The organism is Ruegeria sp. D1(2025) (assembly GCF_056536425.1).
The window spans coordinates 309,645-328,798 of record NZ_JBQFPO010000004.1; the positions used below are offsets into that span (position 1 = coordinate 309,645).

The window sequence follows — 19,154 nt, forward strand, 5'->3', positions numbered from 1 at the left end:
TGGTCATGGCGATTACAACCACTGCCCTTTGATCGATTGACGGTAAACCTGGCTGAGCCAGTTGTTGCCACGGCTCTTGAGTTTGAGGCCGCGCGAAGTCAGCAGGGTATAAGCACTGTCGTACCATTCCGAGGACTGGTAGTTGTAGCCCAGGATCGCACCGGCCGACTGCGCCTCATCCACCAGGCCCAACGACAGGTACGCCTCGACCAGACGATACAGCGCTTCGGCGGTATGCGAGGTGGTCTGAAAATCCTCGACCACAACGCGGAAGCGGTTGATGGCGGCTGCAAAATGATCCTGACGCAGGTAATAGCGTCCGATCTCCATCTCTTTTCCGGCCAGATGGTCGAAGGCGAGATCGAATTTCAGCACCGCAGAGGTGGCGTATTCACTGTCCGGATAGACCTCGATCACCGTGCGCAGCGCCTGCAGCGCCTGAAAGGTCAGGCCCTGGTCGCGGCCCACTTCGTCGATCTGGTCATAGTAGCTTAGCGCCAGCAGATACTGGGCATAGGCGGCATCTTCGTCCGTGGGATAGAAATCGATATACCGCTGAGCTGCCGCCCGGCTTTCTTCATAGTTCTCGTCGGTATGGAACGCGAAGGCCTGCATGATCAGCGACCGTTTGGCCCAGTCAGAATAGGGATAGAGCCGCTCGACTTCCGAGAAATACCACGCCGCATCGTCAGAACGGTTCTGCGACAGTTCGTATTCACCGCGCGTGTAAATCTGTTCGGGCGTGAAGCCTTCCAGGTTCTGGTCGCGGTCCGCGCCCCTTCTTCCGAAAAGTCCGCCATTGCCGCACGCTGCTAAAGTTGCTGCCAGAAGAATCGCCCCTGCGAACCTGACTGCCGCTTTGCTGCCCACCATTCCGCTCATCCTTGTCGTCTTGCTTAACGGGTTCTGACCCGGATTGTGCCATGGTCTAGCACAGAAAATTCCGGTGCAAAACGTCTTTAACGCTCTCTGTCGGAAATGTCGCCAGTGTTGATCCGCGGCATCTCGCGGACCGCCCAGATCAGGCGACTTCGGGGATTTCCGCCCAGATCAGGCCCTGACCGGGCAGTCGGGCCGCCTGTTCGGGGGTGCACAGCACGGGGCGCACGGCGCCGGGCGTCTCGAACAGCTTGCGCAGCAGCGTGTTGGTCATCGAATGACCGGACTTGTCGCCGGTGAAGTGGCCCAGAATCGGACCGCCTGCCAGATACAGGTCGCCCAGGGCATCCAGCATCTTGTGGCGTACGGCCTCATCCGCGCGGCGGAACCCGCCTGGTGTCAGAACGTCGGTGCCCTGAACAACGACTGCGTTGTCCAGCGTACCACCCAGCGCCAGGCCGTTTTCGCGCATGGCTTCGACATCGGTGCGGCGGCAGAACGTGCGGCAATCGCTGAGTTCGCGCGCGAACGAGCCATTGCGCATATCCAGCGTCTTGGTCTGGTTGCCAATCGCGTCATCTTCGAAATCGATGTGGAAGTCGATGATCAGCCCATTTGCCGGAGCGATCGAGGCGCTTGCGCCCTCGCGAGAGACGGTGACCGGTTTGAGCACTTCGTAAGCCAGAACAGGGCTGGCCTGACGGCGCACGCCCTTGGCCATGATGCCACGCACGAATTCGATGGACGAGCCGTCCATGATCGGAACTTCGGGACCATCAATCTCGACCAGCGCGTTGTGCACGCCGCAACCGGCAAGGGCCGCCATGATGTGTTCAACGGTTGAAACGGAAACGCCGGCCTCATTCACCAGACGGGTGCAGAGCGGGGTCCGGTCCACCATGTCGTAGATGGCCGGGATCAGCGCATTGCCCAATTCGATATCCGTCCGCTTGAACCAGATGCCGTGACCGGCGGCTGCCGGCTTCAGGACCATCGTCGCAGGCTTGCCGCTGTGCAGCCCGGTGCCTGTAAACGTGACCGATGATTTGAGCGTGTGTTGCAAAACTGACCTCAGTGAGTGATGTCCAGCCTGCTCGGGCTGTGTTGGACACTCAGTTAAGGAAGCCGGCGATAAGGCTCAACTCACTCTTTGCAACCGATTGAAACATGGATGTTACAGATCGGCAAAACCCTGCTTACATTACTATAAGCTCTTTATTTTAAACGAAAAAGGGCCGCCAAACGGCGACCCTTTGTCATCATTTTGTTACCGCGATCAGTTGGCCTGACGGCGCAGGAAGGCCGGAATTTCGATACGTTCCTGATCCGGATCAGCCTCTTCATGGGCAGGTGCCGTGGCGTCAGCCTGGCGCATGACCGGCTGTTGGCGGGCCGGTTGAGCGGGTGTATCGGCCGCATGACCGGTCATGCGGTCGATCAGCCTGTTGAAGCCGAAACGGGGCCGGTCATGAGCTTCCGCCCGCTGTGCGGGGGCTGCTTCTTCGACGTCCGCGCGGCTTGCCGCCATGCGCTGTTTTGCCGATGGCACGTTCTGAACAGCTGCCTGCAGTCGCTGCAGGGCCTCGGGGGACGGAGTGCCGGCAGCAGCGGCGCGTGGTGCGACAAAGCTTTCCGGCGCAGGTTCCGCAACCTCGGGCTGCGGTTCAAACTCGGCCACGCGCGGCTGATAGGCGGGCGGCGGCAGGTCATCATCATCCTGTTCTGCCTGCGGCTGGAACTGAGGCTGGGACTGCACCGGCTCGTCAGCCGCTTCGAACAACGAAGGTTCGGGGTTTACCTCAGCAGGTGCCTGCTGTTCTGCGGCAACGGTCTGCGCTTCTTCCTGTGCCTGCTCTTCCGCGGAAACGGTGCGGGTCAGCGGTGCCGACATCGAACGACGCGCAACCGGAATTTCGGCTTGCTTGTCGGTAGCATCGATCCCGGTGGCCACGACGGATACGCGCATGCCGCCTTCCATCGCGGTATCGAGGGTCGAACCGACGATGATGTTGGCTTCGGGGTCCACTTCTTCGCGGATGCGGTTGGCGGCTTCGTCCAGTTCGAACAGGGTCAGGTCGTGCGAACCGGTGATGTTGATCAGCACGCCCTTGGCACCCTTGAGGCTGATTTCGTCCAGCAGCGGGTTGGCAATCGCCTTCTCGGCCGCCTGTACCGCGCGATCTTCGCCGGTTGCCTCGCCGGTCCCCATCATCGCTTTGCCCATCTCGTCCATGACGGCGCGAACATCGGCAAAGTCGAGGTTGATCAGGCCCGGACGGACCATCAGGTCGGTCACGCCTTTGACGCCCTGATACAGAACGTCGTCAGCCATCGAGAACGCCTCGGTAAAGGTCGTCTTTTCATTGGCCAGACGGAACAGGTTCTGGTTCGGGATGATGATCAGCGTATCGACAACCTTCTGCAGCGCCTCAACACCGTCTTCAGCCTGACGCATCCGCTTGGCACCTTCGAACTGGAAGGGTTTGGTTACGACGCCTACGGTCAGCACACCCAGCTCCCGCGCGGCCTGCGCGATGATCGGAGCCGCGCCTGTCCCGGTGCCACCGCCCATGCCAGCGGTGATGAAACACATATGCGCGCCGGCCAGATGATCGACGATCTGCTCAATGCTCTCTTCGGCGGCCGCAGCGCCAACGGTCGGGCGTGCCCCTGCCCCAAGACCTTCGGTGACTTTCACACCCAGCTGCACCCGCGCCGAGGACTGACTTTGCTGCAGGGCCTGCGCGTCTGTGTTGGCGACCACGAAATCGACGCCGTCCAGCTGTTTTTCAATCATGTTATTGACGGCATTGCCGCCTGCACCGCCCACGCCAAATACTGTGATCCGAGGCTTCAGTTCGTCGTGCCCGGGCATCGAAAGATTCAATGTCATGCTCTGTCCGCCTGTTCTTATAACCCGCCAAAGCGGTGTTTTTCTTACCTATCCGCCTTTAATTCTACCGGTCATATCCACAAACGTCACGTCAAAAATCGCAGGAATCCACAAAATATGGAGGAAATAAGGCAGCCAGAGGCGGTATTTCGCGCGATCTGCCAGATGTTGCGGAGCGGACGCAAGGCGCCACAAGGCATACGCAATTCGTGCCGCAGCCAGAAGATGCGTCACAATCGGGTCCATTCTTGTTTTGCGGGTACCTGCTCGGGTCCTGCCGCCGGGCCTCTGTCGGGCCTTGTGGATATCTTGAGGGATATTCTCGGGCACCGCAAGCCGATTTTTCAACTGACAGGGACACTTGGACAGTTGAGGCTATCCTCGCTTATTCGGCGGACCTCCTGAATTTCACCGCCGACGAAGGTGGCCAGGCGCACCAGCAGCCGGTCGTGGTGCAGAAACGGCCACCAACAGACTGGCACCCCGTCCGTGTCGTTGTCATAGAGGAAGCAGATCTGCCCGTTTGGCGTGGTGATCTGACCATAGACGCAGCCCAGGCCATTCTCGCGCCAGACCGAGGTGTTGCGACTTAAAAACTGCTCTGTTCCGACCAGCTGACCGCTGCGGATCTCGTAGAACGTGACCGTCTTGCCGATGACCGCATCCAGAAACGCGTCGGGAGAGATGGCGGTCTGAGCGACCCCGCCGGCGGGCAACAGCAACGGGGCGATCAGCCACCGAAGCAGCCTTCTACCAGTTGTCACGGAACCAGCGCACGGCGCGTTTGAAGGGGCGCGCCGCGTAGGTGTCGACCGGGATCTCGAAATCCCACCATTCGTCCTGCGGATGGGCGGCGAACAGGCTGAGGCCCACAGCAGACGAAAAGCTCGGCCCTGTGGCCGATTGCGGCAGGCCGTGAACGCGCAAGGGGCGACCAAGGCGGACGCGCTGACCCAGGATACGGGTGGCGAGGCCGTCCAGCCCCATGATCTGGCTGCCGCCGCCGGTCAGGACGATCTGCTGGCTGGGCATGTGTTCGAACCCGGCTGCATCCAGCCGCACACGGACTTCTTCGAGAATTTCCTCGACCCTTGGGCGCATTATGCCGATCAGTTCAGCACGGCTGACGGTGCGACGGTCATGTTCCCAGTCGCCGGTATCGCCGCCGATATCGATCAGATCGCGGTCATCGGCCCCTGTGGCATGCACGCCGCCATTGAACGTCTTGATCCGCTCGGCCACTGCCGCTGGAACGCCGAGGCCCATGGAAATGTCCGAGGTCACGTGATCACCACCCATGCGCACGCAATCGGCATAGATCATGTGTTTCTTCATGAAGATCGACACGCTGGTCGTGCCGCCGCCCATGTCGATACAGGCCGCGCCCAGTTCCTGCTCGTCCTCGACCAGCGCCGAGATGCCCGAGACATAGGCTGAATTCGCTATCCCCGCCAATTCCAGGTCGCAACGTTTGATGCACCGCACGATGTTCTGGATCGCCACCGCATCAACGGTCAGCATGTGCATATCGACCGCAAGGCTCTGCCCCATTTGTCCCCGCGGGTCGATCAGGCCGGACCGGTTGTCCAGCGCGAAGTTCACCGGCTGGGCATGCAGAACCTCGCGCCCGGCCCCGTAATCGGGAACGTCGCACGCGTTCAGCACACGTCCGACCTCGGCTTCGGTCACAAGCTGACCTTCCAGATCGACCTGAGCGTCCAGACCGTAGGAGCGCGGGTTTGCGCCCGAGAAACTGGCGATGACGTGATCAACGCGAATGTCGGCCATTTTCTGCGCCGCCTGCAAGGCAGTGCGGATGGCGCGTTCGGTTTCCTGCATGGCAGTGACTTCGCCGAACTGCACCCCGCGCGAGCGGGTCGTCGCGGCGCCGATGACACGGAACCCGGTCTGCCCAGCCAATGAGCCGATGCTGTTGTCATCGCTCAGCCGGCCAGTGCCGTCAAATCGCAGCACCAGACAGGCGATCTTGGAACTGCCCACGTCCAGAATGGCGATGACGCCCCTTTGCATGGCTTGCCTGCGCATCTGCCGCATGGCCCGCTGGGACTGATAAAGATCGGTCATCATTGTCGCTACTGCCCGCTACTCGTTGTCACTTTTGTATTCCACCAGTCTTCGCTGGCGGCTTTGGTCATTCGGATGGTCGGACGCTGACCGAGGCGCATGTCGACCACGGCCACATCGCGTTCCAGAAGGTCCTGTACCTCGTTTACCGCCAATACCCGCTCGAGCGCGCGAACCGGGCGGTCGGTTGGCAGCATGATGCGCTGGCCACGATCCAGGACCAGGTCCCAGCGGCGTTCACCGATGCGTACCAGTCCGCGCACGCGGTCACCGAGGCTGCGTGCCGTGGTCAGGATCCGCAGCGCTTCGCCGACATGCCGATCCGCCCCCTGACCCGCGATCAGCGGCAGATCCGCATGATCCTTGCGCGAGGCGACCTGATCCACATGGGCACCAGTTTCGTCCAACAATTCGATCCCGTCGCGCGTGCGCCAGACGATGACCGGCTGACGCTCGACCACATCGACCTGAAGAATGCCGCCCGGGCGAATGCGGACGGTGGCCGATTTCACCGGGTCCAGTCCGGTTATGGTGTCGCGCATCTGTTCGACATCCAGATCCCAGGAACTGATCGGGAAGTCCAACGGCACGACTTCGCGGATGTCGTCGGACAGGCCCGGCCCCGCACCATCGATGGCCATCAGGTTGACCATGAATTCGGGGCGCTCCTGAACCGAGGTCTTGATGTCGGCGATATAGGTGCTGAGCGCTTCGCGCCGGTCTTCGGACGCGAAATAGAGCCCGACCGCCGCCGCAACAACGCAAACCGGCAGGCCCAGACGAACGCTCAGCCGGATGCCCGGTGTCAGCATCCAGCGCTGGAACCGGTAGCTGAGCCGCGACGGCGCGGGATCGGAGCGGCGGGCGTTGCGACCAAAAAACCGGGCGCCGCGCAGTTGCAGTTTCGGCTTTGCCTGAGGGGTCGGCTCGGCAGTGGCGAAATCGGCATCCGGTCCGGCCAGAGGCTTGCTGCGATGGATCACGGGTGCGCGGGTGGCGGTCAACGGTCGCATGAGGCGTCCTCCACCATCCAGGCGCAAAACTGGCCGAAACTCATGCCCAGATGCGCGCCCTGTTCTGGCGCGAGCGAGGTCGGCGTCATACCGGGCTGGGTATTGGTTTCCAGCAGGAACAGACCATCCGCGCCCCGTGCATCGTCCCAGCGGAAGTCGGTGCGGCTGACCCCCTTGCACCCCAGCACCTTATGGGCGCGGACGGCATAGTCCATGCACATGTCGAAAATGTCAGCCGGAATCTTGGCAGGCAGTTCGTGCGACGAGCCACCGGGCTTGTACTTGGCGTCGTAGTCGTACCAGCCTTCGGTCATGATCTCGGTCACGGTCAGGGCACGGTCGCCCATCACGGTCACGGTCAGTTCGCGCCCCGCCACATATTGCTCGACCATCACCTGATCCGGCATGTCGTCGGACAGTTTCGGGGGACCGTTGGTGCCTTCGTGCACCAGATAGATACCGACACTGGAGCCTTCGTTGTTGGGTTTGACCACATAAGGCGCAGGCATGACGTGGTCGGCTTCGACCTCAACCTTTGGGGCGATGATGCTTTCTGCGATGGGCAGGCCTTCGACGCGGAACGCTTCCTTGCTGCGCTGCTTGTCCATGGCCAGGGCCGAAGCCAGAACGCCGGAATGCGTATACGGGATACGCATCCATTCCAGCATCCCCTGCACACAGCCATCCTCGCCCCAGCGGCCATGCAGGGCGTTGAAAACCACATCAGGCTTGATATCCAGAAGACGCGCGTAAAGGTCGGGACCAGCGTCCAGTTCGACCACCTCAAAGCCTTCTTCCCTAAGGGCGGCTGCGCATTCGCGCCCGCTGCTGAGCGAGACCTCGCGTTCCTTCGAGGGGCCGCCCATCAATACCGCCACTTTGGGGTTTGTCCTGCTCGACTTACCCACTTCGTGCGCCTCAATGTCCCCGGACCTTATGTGGTGGTCCGTATCTTGTTTATGCCTTTGATCCGCCGCCTGAATTTGCCTGCTATGGTCTGACGGATGGGGCTTTATTCTGTCAGCGGATCACCGACCCGCATGATTTCCCACTCTAGCGTGATGCCGCTTGTTTCGTAAACCTTTTTTCGCACCTCCTCGCCCAGTCCTTCGAGGTCGGCGGCGGTGGCGGTGCCGGTGTTAATCAGGAAATTCGAGTGCTTTGGACTCATCTGCGCCCCGCCACGTGTCGCGCCGCGCATGCCCGCATCATCGATCACTTTCCACGCCTTCAGGTCGTGGACGTCATCGGCCCGGCCTGTGGAGGAGAAACCGGCAGGGTTGCGGAAAGTGGAACCGGCGCTGCGATCCTTGGTGGGCTGTGTCTCGTCGCGCTTTTGCAACTGCGCCGCCATGCGCGCATGAAGGTCCTCGGGATCGCCCGGGGGGCCTTCGAACGTGGCCGAGACCAGAACCGCGCCTTCGGGCAGATCTGTCTGGCGGTAGCGGAAGTTCAGTTGGTCGGGCGACAGGTCCACAACACTGCCCTGCCGAGTCACGATGGTGGCCTTGCGCAGTACATCCGCCGTGTAGTTGCCGTAACAGCCTGCGTTCATTCGCACCGCACCACCGATGGAGCCGGGGATGGTTCGCAGGAAGGTCAGGTCGACCCCCGCGTCCGCCGCCTTGCGCGCCACATGCGCGTCCAGTGCCGCCGCGCCCGCGGTAACAGTGTTTCCCTTGACCGAGATGCCGTTGAAGCCGCGCCCCAGCCGGATCACCATGGCCCGCAAGCCGCCGTCGCGGACAATCAGGTTCGAACCGACGCCCATCGGGAACACCGGAACATGCGCCGGCAGGTCGCGCAGGAACGATTGCAGATCGTCAAGGTCGGCTGGCTGGAACAGATAATCCGCCGGTCCTCCGACACGAAGCCATGTGAGATCGGCCAGTGGACGGGCCTCGGACAGGCGGCCTCGGGTCGCGGGGAGGGTTGTCATTCGGCCGCACGCGCAGCCAGGCTGCGCCCGCCGACCCCGCCCATGATCGCGGCGAATAGAAACGGAAGCACACCGGCGGTCAGCCAGACGAGCGGACCGAATGCCTGCTCTTCTTCGCCCGTTCCAACGCTGGCCAGCATCACGATCAGCACCAGCCCGGCGGCAGACGCCAGCCCAATCAGCCACAACAGACCGCGCAGTCCAATCCAGCGGCCTGCGGTGAACCCTGCGGCGGCACCAAGAACAAGGGAAATGAGCGGCAGATAGGCAAATGTGGTGATCGTCGCCATGGCGGACCTCGTGAAGTTGGCCGGTTATTCGTCAGCCGCCTTCATGCCCTGCATTTTCGCCTTTGTCCAACGGGTCAGATAAATCACCGGCCAGCGCAGCACCGACATGCCAGCGGCCAGTACGATCAAACCTACCCATGGGCCATTCTGATAGGTCACAAATCCCAGAATCGGGATCCCCAGCGCAATCAGGACATAGGCGCGGGTCCAGTGATTGTCCTTGCTGGGGATCATCGCCAGCACATTCGCGGCAACCCCCCAGAGAGCGGCGAGAGCAATGGACCAGTTCATTCCATGACCTCCCCGCGCACCCATTTGCGCCAGTAATAGCGGATCGGATTGCGGAACATCGAGACAAAACCGCCCAAAGCCAGCAGCGACCAAAGCCAGCCATGTACGTAGCCCAGCCAAACGATCAGCACCGGCGCACAGATCAGCAAAATGATACCCGGAGGGAATTGCAGCCGCATCGGCAACAACGCCACGATAGTAGCGCAGATCACCCAGAGCGCTGAGAAGATCATCGAATAATCCATTCGCCCCTCCAAGGACGCGCGGAAGCCGCCCGCAGCATATCACACATCTGGGTTGTGCGCCAAATGAGCGCGAGGGTCAAACAGCTTGTTTTCGCTGTAATCTTTCGGGCAATCCATTGGCCCAGGCGCTGATTGTACCAGCACCGAGGCAGACGACCATGTCGCCTGGACGGGCCTGTTCCCGGACAAGGCGCTCCAGATCGTCCTCGCTCAGGATTGCACGGGAATGGCGGTGGCCATGGCGGATCAGGCCTTGCACCAGAGCATCGCGCGAGGCGCCTTCGATCGGGTCTTCCCCGGCCGCGAACACCTCGGCGATGGCGACCACGTCGGCGTCGTTGAAGCAGGTGCAGAAGTCATCAAACAGGTTCGACAGGCGGGAATAACGGTGCGGCTGGTGCACGGCGATGACACGGCCGTCGGTGGCCTGACGGGCCGCCTTTAGCACGGCGGCGATTTCAACCGGGTGGTGGCCGTAGTCGTCGATGATGGTGACACCGTCGACTTCCCCGACCTTGGTGAAGCGGCGATTGACGCCGCCGAAATTCGCCAGCGCCTCGCGGATTTCCGACGCCTTCATACCCAGATGACGGGCGACGGCCACGGCGGACAAGGCGTTCGAGACGTTGTGGTCGCCCGGCATCGGCAGGGTGCAACCTTCGATCACTTTGTCTTCGTATTGCAGGTGGATGTCGAAATGCGCCACACCGCCCTTGTAGGTCAGGTTCACTGCCCGCACATCCGCCTGCGCGTTGAAACCGTAAGTGCGGACGCGGCGATCGGTGATGCGGCCCACCAGCGCCTGCACTTCGGCATGGTCCGTGCAGCAAACAGCCAGACCGTAGAACGGCAGATTCGTGACGAATTCATAGAACCCGTCGCGCAGGGTGTCGAAATCGCCCCAATGCTCCATATGCTCGGGGTCGATATTGGTGACGATAGCGATAGTTGCAGGCAGTCGGTTGAACGAGCCGTCGGATTCGTCGGCCTCGACCACCATCCATTCGCCCTGCCCCATGCGCGCGTTGGAGCCATAGGCGTGGATGATGCCGCCATTGATGACGGTCGGGTCGAAATCGCCCGCCACCATAAGCTCGGCCATCATGGTGGTCGTGGTGGTCTTGCCGTGGGTTCCGGCGATGGCGATGTTGGATTTCAGGCGCATAAGCTCGGCCAGCATGTCGGCGCGGCGGACAACCGGCAGGCCTTGCGCACGGGCTTCGTCCAGTTCGGGATTGCCCGGCTTGATCGCGGTCGAGACAACGACAACAGCGGCGTTCTTCAGGTTCTCGGCGCGCTGCCCCACGAATATCTCGGCCCCCAGACTGGCCAGACGATCCGTGATTTTGGAAGCTTTCAGGTCGGAGCCCTGCACCCGGTAGCCAAGGTTCAGCAACACCTCGGCGATGCCTGACATCCCGATCCCTCCGATCCCGACGAAATGGATCGGGCCTACGTCCTGCGGCAGTTTGGTTGCTGGGGTCATGCGGTCTCCTTCTGCGCCAGATGTTCGACAAGGGCTGTCAGTCGCTCGGTTGCGTCCGGCGCCCCCGCGGACAAGGCGGCACGGGCCATTTTCTGTGCGGCTTCGGGCTTGGTCAGAACCGTGGTGATTTGCTGTGTCAGCGAGGCAACGTCAAGTGCATTTTCGGGGATCATGATCGCCCCACCCGCCTGAACCAGTCCGCGCGCATTGGCGGTCTGGTGGTCCCCTGCCGCGGCAGCAAAGGGGATCAGGATCGAGGGGCGGCCGATCACTGAGATATCGGCGACACTGGATGCGCCCGAACGGCTGATGACCAGTTGGGCATCTGACATGCGGCGGGGCACATCGTCGAAAAAGGGCTGAACATCGGCGCGAATGCCGTGGTCGCTGTAGAACGCGGTGACCCGTTCGCCATCTTCGTCGCGCGCCTGATGAGAGACGCGGATATGGTTGCGGATATCTTCGGGCAGTGCGGCGATGGCTCCGGGCACCATATCGCTGAGGATGCGTGCGCCCTGCGAGCCACCCATCACCAGGATCGACATCGGGTAATCACCCGGCGGGATATACCCTGCGGCGGCCCGATCCAGAACAGCGGCGCGCACCGGGTTGCCGGTATGGATGCCATGTGCGCCTTCGGGCAGATCAGTGGGCCAGACGCCGCAGGCCACTTGTGCAACACGGGTGGCGAACAATTGGTTCACACGGCCCAGTACCCCGTTCTGTTCATGGATCATGCGGGGGATATTAAGCATGGTCGCCGCGCCCAACGCCGGAATCGAAGGATAGCCGCCAAAGCCCACGACCACATCCGGGCGGTCGCGCATCATCTGAAACGCCATCCCCGTCACACCGGCGGCGATCCGGGGCCCGACCATCGCCTTGGCCGCCAAGCCACCACGTGCGAAAGTGGCCGAAGATGCCTCGACAATCTCGGTCGCGTCGGGGAAGGCCCCGGTGTATCGGGCGCCACGGGCATCGGTGGACAGGCGCACGCGCCATCCTTTTTGCAGCATCGCCTCGGCCAGCGCCTGTGCCGGGAACATGTGGCCCCCGGTGCCGCCCGCCGCAATCAGAAGGTAGGGTTTGCTCATCAACCTCGTCCGCGCAGAATATCACCCAGTTCGCCCTGTGGGCGGGTGCGGGTAAACGCCAAAAGCATGCCGACCGCAATGCCGCCTGCAATCAGCGATGAGCCGCCGTAGCTGACGAACGGCAGCGTCATGCCCTTGGCGGGCAACAAGCGCACGGCAACGCCCATGTTGATCATCGCCTGAACACCGAACATGCAGGCCAGACCGGTTCCGGCCAGACGGATGAACATGTCTCGTTCGCGCATCAGGCGCAGCAGCGACCGCACGACGATCAGCGAGTATAGCGCGATGATGATCAGAACCAGGATCAGGCCATACTCCTCGGCCGCCACGGCGATGATGAAATCCGTATGCGCGTCGGGCAGCGACCATTTCACCTGCCCTTCACCGACGCCGACACCGAACAGCCCACCCTCGCGGATGGCGTTGGTGGCATAGCCCAACTGGGTGGTCGGATCGACCTCCTGGTTGAGGAAACCGTCAATACGGCGGGCGAAGTGTTCCGAGTTCGAATAGGCGAACATGCCGCCCAGAACCACAAATGCAGCCATGCCGACCAGCAACAGCATCGGTGCGCCTGCCACAAAGTACATAACACCCCAACCAAACAGGATCAGACACGCCTGCCCGAAATCGGGTTGCATCACCAGCATTCCGACAATGGCCGTGCACAGCGCGAAAGACCACAACCGCCCCGGCGGGCCGTTGATTTCCTGTGATGCGGCAAGAAGCCATGCAGCCACGACAACAAACCCGGGTTTCAGAAACTCGGACGGCTGCAGCGAGGCAAACCCCAGCGAATACCAGCGCACCGCGCCTTTGCCGAAATCGGTGCCGAAGACGGGCAGAAAGGCCAGAGCCACAAATGAAGCCAGAAAACCCAGCACCGCCAGACGTCGCACCAATGTCGGCGACATCATCGAGGTCAGCAGCATTGCGATCAACGCCAATCCGCCGAAAAACGCCTGACGTTCGACATAGTGGAACGGGTCGAACCCGTTGCGCCCCGCCAGTGGCGGTGATGAGGCAAGCCCCAGCAAAAGCCCGATGACAAACAGGATCAGAACGCAGGACATCGTCCAGCGATCAATCGTGCGCCACCACTTTGGTAGAATCGGTTCACCGCGCTGGTCCTGGACCGCGCCATACACCATCTCAGTCATGAGATACCGCCACTTTCTGCCTCGTTCACGTCCCGTTTTCGGGATCTGATTGAGAGTCTAACGCGATTTTTGCGTTTGGGCCAGTGGAATGAGGGCGGTCAGCGGAATTCCCATCGCGAGAATGCCAGGGGCTCCGTACCCCCAAGACTGTGGTGCGGGTGGACCTCAGGCCTCAGAAACCAGCGGCTTGCTGTTTTTCAGATGCCGCTTGACCAGTGTCCGCGTTTGCCCTCCGGTCCGCGGGATGATCCGCGCCATTTCGGGCGCATAGGTTTCGGACATGATCTCGGGAAACAGTTCTGCGATTTCGGCGGTGGCCTCTTCACCTATGCCTTTGAGGGCCTGTGGTCCGGTGAACAGGCTTTCCGACGGCGCCCCTTCGGCAAAAATCACCTCATGTCGATCAAACAGTATGTGGAAATACGTCACCTGCTGGTCGTCTTCTTCGATGGAAATACCAGGCATCCCAACCAGCTCGTGCGCAGGAACCAGAACCTCGTGCTTGGAAAACATTCTGGCCGCGATCGGGGATCGGACCAGCATCCGATGCTGCCGGGACACTCGCAGTTCGTCTTTAGGCAGACCATTCCCAAGCGCACCCCTGGCAATCCGAACCGGCCGCAGCTTTGGCTTGACCCTCAGATCAATGCTGTCCAGTTCGCGCGAACCGATCCAGCGGATTATCTGGGGCCCATTGTCCAGGGTCGTGACCACATCGCCCGGATTCAAGGTCTCGATCCGGCGTGGACCATCAGGCGTCTGGATGCTTGTCCCCTCCACAAAGCAAGGGACAACAGTGTCGACATCGATGTCCGGGCCATTGTCGATAATGGCGGTGATGGTCAGTGTCGTGTTCAGGGGCGGAATGGTCCCGCCGATGAAGCCCAGAAAATACCCGTCCTCGCTGTCGACCCCGATCGAATTTCCATCCCCGTCGAGGTCATAGTCGAAAAGGCCGATCTGGTAGGTATTCGTGCCGTCCGTCACCGAAACGGTGAAATCCCAGAAAATGATCTCTCCGTTCAGGGTCTGGGTCGGGTCGTTGCCGGTCTCGTTTGAGATGTTGTCGCCATCGATAATCGTGGCGTCTGCGCCGTCCTGGATCGTGATCTGGCTGTAGGCCGATATCTGGAACGTGGATCCCACGACACTGGATGAAGCCCCTGCATCGGACAATGTGCTGTCAGACCGAAAGGCACCATATACGTTCGTGGGCATGTGGCCCCTCCACCAAATTTATTAACGCAGACAAATAGTCACTTTACCGAAGAATTCGTAGGATTTGAGGCTCGTGCAGGTCAAGTGCCGCCATGGGAAAACTTCGAAGTTGTGACTGGCAGGCAAGTCCTCGTCTTGCTGCCCGCCTGTTGGAAATGCCAAAAACAAGGGAAAATGGGCGTTGGAAAACATCTCGCCCTTGCGGTTGCGGGAAAACCGGGCCATGCGCTTGCACATGACCTTTGACACGATCATCCTTGGTGCCGGAGCCGCCGGCATGATGTGCGCCGCCCACTGTGGCGGGCGTGTTCTGGTGATCGATCACGCCAAGGCAGCCGGAGAAAAAATCCGCATCTCGGGCGGTGGGCGCTGCAACTTTACCAACATGTATGCGGGGCCGCAGAACTTCCTGTCGCGAAACCCCCATTTCTGCAAATCGGCGCTGGCGCGATACACGCAGTGGGATTTTATCGATCTGGTAAACCACCACGGCATCGCCTGGCATGAAAAAACCCTGGGTCAGCTGTTCTGTGACGGGTCGTCAAAGCAAATCATTCAGATGCTGCTGGACGAGATGCAGCGTGCGGGGGCCGAACTGTGGATCCGAACCGAACTGAAGGACCTGCGCAAGACCGAAGGCGGCTTTGCACTGGATGTCGAGCGTGAAGGTAAACGCCTGAGCCTGACCTGCGCCAATCTGGTGCTGGCCACGGGTGGCAAGTCGATCCCCAAGTTGGGTGCGACCGGGCTGGCCTATGACCTTGCCCGGCAGTTCGGGCTAAGGCTGACGGAAACGCAGGCGGCGCTGGTGCCTTTTACCTTTTCGGACGGCAAGTTCCGGGACTTGTCTGGCGTGTCCCTGCCCGCACGGTTGTCAAACGCGCGGACCAGTTTTGACGAGGCGCTGTTGTTCACCCATCGCGGCCTCAGCGGACCATCGGTGCTGCAATTGTCGTCCTATTGGCGCGAAGGTGAGACGATCAGAGTGAACCTGATCCCGGATCTGCCACTGTTCGACATGCTGCGGGACCAGCGGCAAAGCGGTGGCCGCAAGGCTCTGACCACGGAGCTGGCGCGCCACCTTCCCGCGCGATTGGTGGATTACCTGAAACAGTACATCCCGATGCAGGGCAATCTGGCGGATCAGTCCGATGCCGCGCTGAACGACCTGATCGCGTCCCTGTCCGACTGGCAACTGACGCCTTCCGGCACGGAAGGCTATCGCACTGCCGAGGTCACGCTGGGCGGAATTGACACCGACGACCTGTCGTCCAGAACGATGGAGGCCAGGGATGTCCCCGGCCTCTATGCGATTGGCGAAGCGGTGGATGTCACCGGCTGGCTGGGCGGTTACAACTTCCAATGGGCGTGGTCTTCGGGCTACGCCGCCGGAACTGCAATCGCGGGGCGTTAGCCGACGACGTTGTACCCGCGTCCGCGCATGCAGTTGCGCACGATAACTTCCTTGTTCTGGTTTTTCGCGATGACATCCGCGCCCGCACCGATCACCGCGCCGGCGGCGGCGGCCCTGCCCAGGTTGGAACTGCTGTCCTGAATGATGGCGGTCGTGGCGGCAGCACCCGCTGCGCCGATCGCCGCGTTGCCGGCGGTCGAGCCGTCAACGCTGGCCTGCGACGCCGCCAGCTGCTGGCATTGCGCCAGATCCGAATTGTAGTTCGGACCCACAGGGCCATCGATGACCGGTTGGTAATTGGCACCGGAGTTGGCGCAGGCCCCCACCAGAACAAGGGCGGGAACGACCAGAAGTGACTTGCGATTGAACATTTTCGTGACCTCGTATTGATTTACCCGCAGGTAATACCGCCGGGGACAGTCTTCAAGCAGGCAGGGTCCAAGCCTGCCCGAACCGGCGGTCTATTGCAAACGCGGCTCAGTCCAGCCGTAGGCGCACCTGCGCGGTGAAGTCATCTCCGCGCTGCTCGAAATTGTCGTACTGGTCGAAACTGGCCGCTGCCGGAGCCAGCAATACCGTTTCACCCGGCTGCGCGTCCTGCATCGCGCGCTCGACCGCCATGGCCATCGTGGTGCAGATTTCGGTCTCGACCTCAAGCTGCATGGCGAATCCTGCGGCCTCGCGCCCGATCACGTAGGCTTTGCGGACCTGGTCCTTCACCTCGTTCAGGCCGGACAGGCCGCCGTCCTTTTCCAGCCCCCCACAGATCCAGCGGATGTTGCGGAACGCGCTCAGCGCCTTTACCGCGCTGTCCACATTGGTCGCCTTGGAATCGTTCACATAGGTCACATCGTTTGCTTCGGCGATGATCTGGCTGCGATGCGGCAGGCCGGGATAGCTGTGCAGGGCCTGCTCGATCATTTTTGGCGCAAGCCCCACTGACCGGCAGGCAGCATATGCGGCGCAGGCGTTCTGGTGGTTATGCGCCCCTGGCAGTCCCTTGATCCCACGCAGGTCGATTGATCCGGCCTGGCGCCCCTTGCGGTACTCCGAAAGAAACCCCTTGCGGGCAAAAACCTGCCAGCCCGGCCCGGTCAGCTTGCGCGCAACCGATACCCGGATGACGCGGTCGTCGGCAGGGCCTTCGGACATCTGACCGGCCAGAAACGCGCCTTCGGCCTCATCCACGCCGATGACCGCGCGATCCGGTCCGCCTTCGGCAAACAGGCGACGCTTGGCGGCGAAATACCCGCCCATGCCGCCATGGCGGTCCAGATGGTCGGGCGAGAGGTTGGTGAACACAGCCACATCCGGCGTCAGCGCACGGGCAAGTTCGGTCTGATAGCTGGAAAGCTCAAGCACCACGACCGAACCATCACCGCCGGGATCAATATCCAGCACTCCGCGTCCGATATTCCCGGCCAGCTGCGCCTCGCGTCCGGCCTCGGTCAGGATGTGGTGAATCAGTGCTGCGGTGGTGGATTTGCCGTTCGACCCGGTTACGGCGATCACACGTGGCGGGGTGTCAAAATTGTTCCATGTCTGATCCGCGAATGACCGGAAGAACAGGCCGATATCGTTGTCGACCGGCACACCGGCCTCAAGCGCGGCCGCCACGACCGGGTTGGGTTCGGGATAGAGATGCGGAATGCCGGGGGAGACGATCAGAGTGGCGATGTCATCGAAGGCCCCATGACGCCGCAGATCGGCACAGGTGAACCCTTCGCCTGACGCTATGTCACGCGCCGTCGGGTTGTCATCCCAGCAGATCGCATCGGCCCCACCCGCCCGCAGCGCACGCGCCGTGGTCAGACCGGACCGGCCCAGCCCCAGAACCGCAACTTTCTGCCCTGAACACCCTTTGACCGGGATCATGCCGCCACCCTTCCTACGACCTTCGATTGGCCGCCACACTGCGCAGAAGACCTGACCGAAGGCAAGGGTCCGGAAAGGCTCGCGCGGCAGCGCGAGCCGGGCCCAACAGGTGGCAGGCGGACCGCAGGTCCGCCGAACCTGGCGGGAGCGTTAGCGGACCTTGAGCGTCGCCAGACCGATCATCGCCAGGATCAGCGAGATGATCCAGAAGCGGATGACGATGGTGGGTTCCGCCCAGCCCTTTTTCTCGTAATGGTGATGGATCGGCGCCATCAGGAACACGCGGCGGCCTGTGCGTTTGAAATACAGCACCTGAATGATCACGCTCAGCGCCTCGACCACGAACAGCCCGCCGACAACGGCCAGTACCAGCTCGTGTTTGGTGGCCACGGCAATTGCGCCCAGCGCCCCGCCCAAGGCCAGGGATCCGGTGTCACCCATGAACACGGCGGCAGGCGGTGCGTTGTACCACAGGAACCCAAGCCCCGCCCCAAAGAGCGCCGAGGTGAAGATGAAAATCTCACCTGTGCCTGGCACGTAATGCACATCCAGATACTCGGTGAAGTCGACCCGCCCCACTGCGTAGGCGATGATGCCCAGCGTCGAAGCCGCAATCATCGCGGGCATGATCGCCAGACCGTCCAGACCATCGGTCAGGTTCACCGCATTGGCGGCCCCGACAATCACCACGATCGAGAAGGGAATATAAAAGATGCCCAGATTGATCAGCGTGTCCTTGAAGATCGGCAATGCCAGCTGGCTTTGCAGCATTTCGGGGTGATTCAACGTTGCCCAAAGCGCCGCCAGGGCTGCAATGATGATGCCCAGCGCCATGCGCATTCGGCCGGACACGCCTTGCGTGTTCTGCTTGGACACTTTGGCATAATCGTCGGCAAAGCCTATGGCCGCATAAGCCAGGGTCACGAACAGCACCATCCAGACATACGGGTTGTCCCATCGCGCCCAGATCAGCGTCGATGTCACCAGCGCCCCAACGATCAGCAACCCACCCATCGTGGGCGTTCCGGCCTTGGAAAAATGCCCCTCTGGGCCATCATCGCGGATCGGCTGACCTTTGCCCTGCTTGCGGCGCAGCACGTTGATCAGCGGTTTGCCGAACAGGAAGCCGAAGATCAGCGCCGTCATGAAGGCACCGCCTGCACGGAAGGTGATATACCGGAAGAGGTTCCAGAAATCTCCTCCGTCCGACAGGCCGGTCAGCCAATACAACATAGCGATACCTTTCTCACGCGGTGGTCACGGGGGCAA

General features: G+C 61.5%; 20 protein-coding genes. 1 reads left to right on the forward strand and 19 read right to left on the reverse strand.

The window, feature by feature from the left end:
* Positions 1-12: 12 nt before the first annotated feature.
* The 16 genes from ACR1XU_RS12695 to ACR1XU_RS12770 form a co-directional block, all read right to left on the reverse strand.
* Positions 13-873 carry an outer membrane protein assembly factor BamD gene (locus ACR1XU_RS12695; protein ID WP_170615252.1) on the reverse strand — a complete coding sequence of 287 codons (861 nt, stop codon included), beginning with the start codon at positions 871-873 and terminating at the stop codon, positions 13-15.
* Between the two features lie 148 nt (positions 874-1,021).
* Positions 1,022-1,942 (reverse strand): UDP-3-O-acyl-N-acetylglucosamine deacetylase, encoded by a 921-nt coding sequence (lpxC, locus tag ACR1XU_RS12700; RefSeq protein ID WP_170806597.1) that lies wholly within the window; start codon positions 1,940-1,942, stop codon positions 1,022-1,024.
* 213 nt (positions 1,943-2,155) lie between these two features.
* Positions 2,156-3,772, reverse strand: coding sequence for a cell division protein FtsZ (ftsZ, locus tag ACR1XU_RS12705; RefSeq protein WP_170615248.1), 1,617 nt, complete (start codon positions 3,770-3,772; stop codon positions 2,156-2,158).
* A 48-nt stretch (positions 3,773-3,820) separates the two neighbouring features.
* Positions 3,821-4,018: a hypothetical protein gene (locus ACR1XU_RS12710; RefSeq protein ID WP_480915614.1), complete on the reverse strand. Its 198-nt coding sequence runs from the start codon at positions 4,016-4,018 to the stop codon at positions 3,821-3,823.
* Positions 4,019-4,116: 98 nt separating this feature from the next.
* Entirely contained in the window at positions 4,117-4,536 is a 420-nt protein-coding gene (locus ACR1XU_RS12715; protein ID WP_480908064.1) for a hypothetical protein, read from the reverse strand.
* Complete coding sequence (gene ftsA, locus ACR1XU_RS12720) at positions 4,523-5,857, reverse strand: cell division protein FtsA (RefSeq protein ID WP_170615246.1); 1,335 nt, start codon at positions 5,855-5,857, stop codon at positions 4,523-4,525. Before ftsA ends, ACR1XU_RS12715 begins: the two co-directional genes overlap by 14 nt.
* Before the next feature lie 8 nt (positions 5,858-5,865).
* Positions 5,866-6,870, reverse strand: coding sequence for a cell division protein FtsQ/DivIB (locus ACR1XU_RS12725; protein ID WP_170806598.1), 1,005 nt, complete (start codon positions 6,868-6,870; stop codon positions 5,866-5,868).
* Positions 6,858-7,778, reverse strand: coding sequence for a D-alanine--D-alanine ligase (locus ACR1XU_RS12730; RefSeq protein ID WP_480812222.1), 921 nt, complete (start codon positions 7,776-7,778; stop codon positions 6,858-6,860). The genes ACR1XU_RS12725 and ACR1XU_RS12730 overlap by 13 nt, the downstream gene beginning before the upstream one ends.
* 104 nt (positions 7,779-7,882) lie before the next feature.
* Complete coding sequence (gene murB, locus ACR1XU_RS12735) at positions 7,883-8,809, reverse strand: UDP-N-acetylmuramate dehydrogenase (RefSeq protein ID WP_480908062.1); 927 nt, start codon at positions 8,807-8,809, stop codon at positions 7,883-7,885.
* The gene (locus tag ACR1XU_RS12740; protein ID WP_170615238.1) at positions 8,806-9,099 is read right to left on the reverse strand and encodes a hypothetical protein; all 294 of its coding nucleotides are present in this window, start codon (positions 9,097-9,099) and stop codon (positions 8,806-8,808) included. The genes murB and ACR1XU_RS12740 overlap by 4 nt, the downstream gene beginning before the upstream one ends.
* 24 nt (positions 9,100-9,123) lie before the next feature.
* Entirely contained in the window at positions 9,124-9,390 is a 267-nt protein-coding gene (locus tag ACR1XU_RS12745; RefSeq protein WP_170677935.1) for a DUF2484 family protein, read from the reverse strand.
* Positions 9,387-9,635 (reverse strand): DUF2484 family protein, encoded by a 249-nt coding sequence (locus ACR1XU_RS12750; RefSeq protein WP_170677938.1) that lies wholly within the window; start codon positions 9,633-9,635, stop codon positions 9,387-9,389. Before ACR1XU_RS12750 ends, ACR1XU_RS12745 begins: the two co-directional genes overlap by 4 nt.
* 76 nt (positions 9,636-9,711) lie before the next feature.
* Entirely contained in the window at positions 9,712-11,121 is a 1,410-nt protein-coding gene (gene murC / locus ACR1XU_RS12755; protein WP_170677940.1) for a UDP-N-acetylmuramate--L-alanine ligase, read from the reverse strand.
* Positions 11,118-12,215, reverse strand: coding sequence for a UDP-N-acetylglucosamine--N-acetylmuramyl-(pentapeptide) pyrophosphoryl-undecaprenol N-acetylglucosamine transferase (locus tag ACR1XU_RS12760; protein WP_480908059.1), 1,098 nt, complete (start codon positions 12,213-12,215; stop codon positions 11,118-11,120). The genes murC and ACR1XU_RS12760 overlap by 4 nt, the downstream gene beginning before the upstream one ends.
* Entirely contained in the window at positions 12,215-13,378 is a 1,164-nt protein-coding gene (gene ftsW / locus ACR1XU_RS12765) for a putative lipid II flippase FtsW (protein ID WP_170677944.1), read from the reverse strand. Before ftsW ends, ACR1XU_RS12760 begins: the two co-directional genes overlap by 1 nt.
* A 165-nt stretch (positions 13,379-13,543) precedes the next feature.
* Positions 13,544-14,596 carry a Hint domain-containing protein gene (locus tag ACR1XU_RS12770; protein ID WP_480908057.1) on the reverse strand — a complete coding sequence of 351 codons (1,053 nt, stop codon included), beginning with the start codon at positions 14,594-14,596 and terminating at the stop codon, positions 13,544-13,546.
* A gap of 235 nt (positions 14,597-14,831) precedes the next feature.
* Here ACR1XU_RS12770 and ACR1XU_RS12775 point away from each other — a divergent pair, with 235 nt between their 5' ends.
* The gene (locus tag ACR1XU_RS12775; protein ID WP_480908094.1) at positions 14,832-16,010 is read left to right on the forward strand and encodes a BaiN/RdsA family NAD(P)/FAD-dependent oxidoreductase; all 1,179 of its coding nucleotides are present in this window, start codon (positions 14,832-14,834) and stop codon (positions 16,008-16,010) included.
* Here ACR1XU_RS12775 and ACR1XU_RS12780 read toward each other — a convergent pair.
* The 3 genes from ACR1XU_RS12780 to mraY all read right to left on the reverse strand — a co-directional run bounded on the left by ACR1XU_RS12780 (position 16,007) and on the right by mraY (position 19,118).
* Complete coding sequence (locus tag ACR1XU_RS12780; protein WP_170677948.1) at positions 16,007-16,381, reverse strand: glycine zipper family protein; 375 nt, start codon at positions 16,379-16,381, stop codon at positions 16,007-16,009. The genes ACR1XU_RS12775 and ACR1XU_RS12780 overlap by 4 nt on opposite strands.
* A gap of 106 nt (positions 16,382-16,487) precedes the next feature.
* Positions 16,488-17,885: a UDP-N-acetylmuramoyl-L-alanine--D-glutamate ligase gene (gene murD / locus ACR1XU_RS12785; protein WP_480441397.1), complete on the reverse strand. Its 1,398-nt coding sequence runs from the start codon at positions 17,883-17,885 to the stop codon at positions 16,488-16,490.
* Between the two features lie 150 nt (positions 17,886-18,035).
* Positions 18,036-19,118: a phospho-N-acetylmuramoyl-pentapeptide-transferase gene (gene mraY / locus ACR1XU_RS12790; protein WP_170615220.1), complete on the reverse strand. Its 1,083-nt coding sequence runs from the start codon at positions 19,116-19,118 to the stop codon at positions 18,036-18,038.
* Positions 19,119-19,154 lie beyond the last annotated feature (36 nt).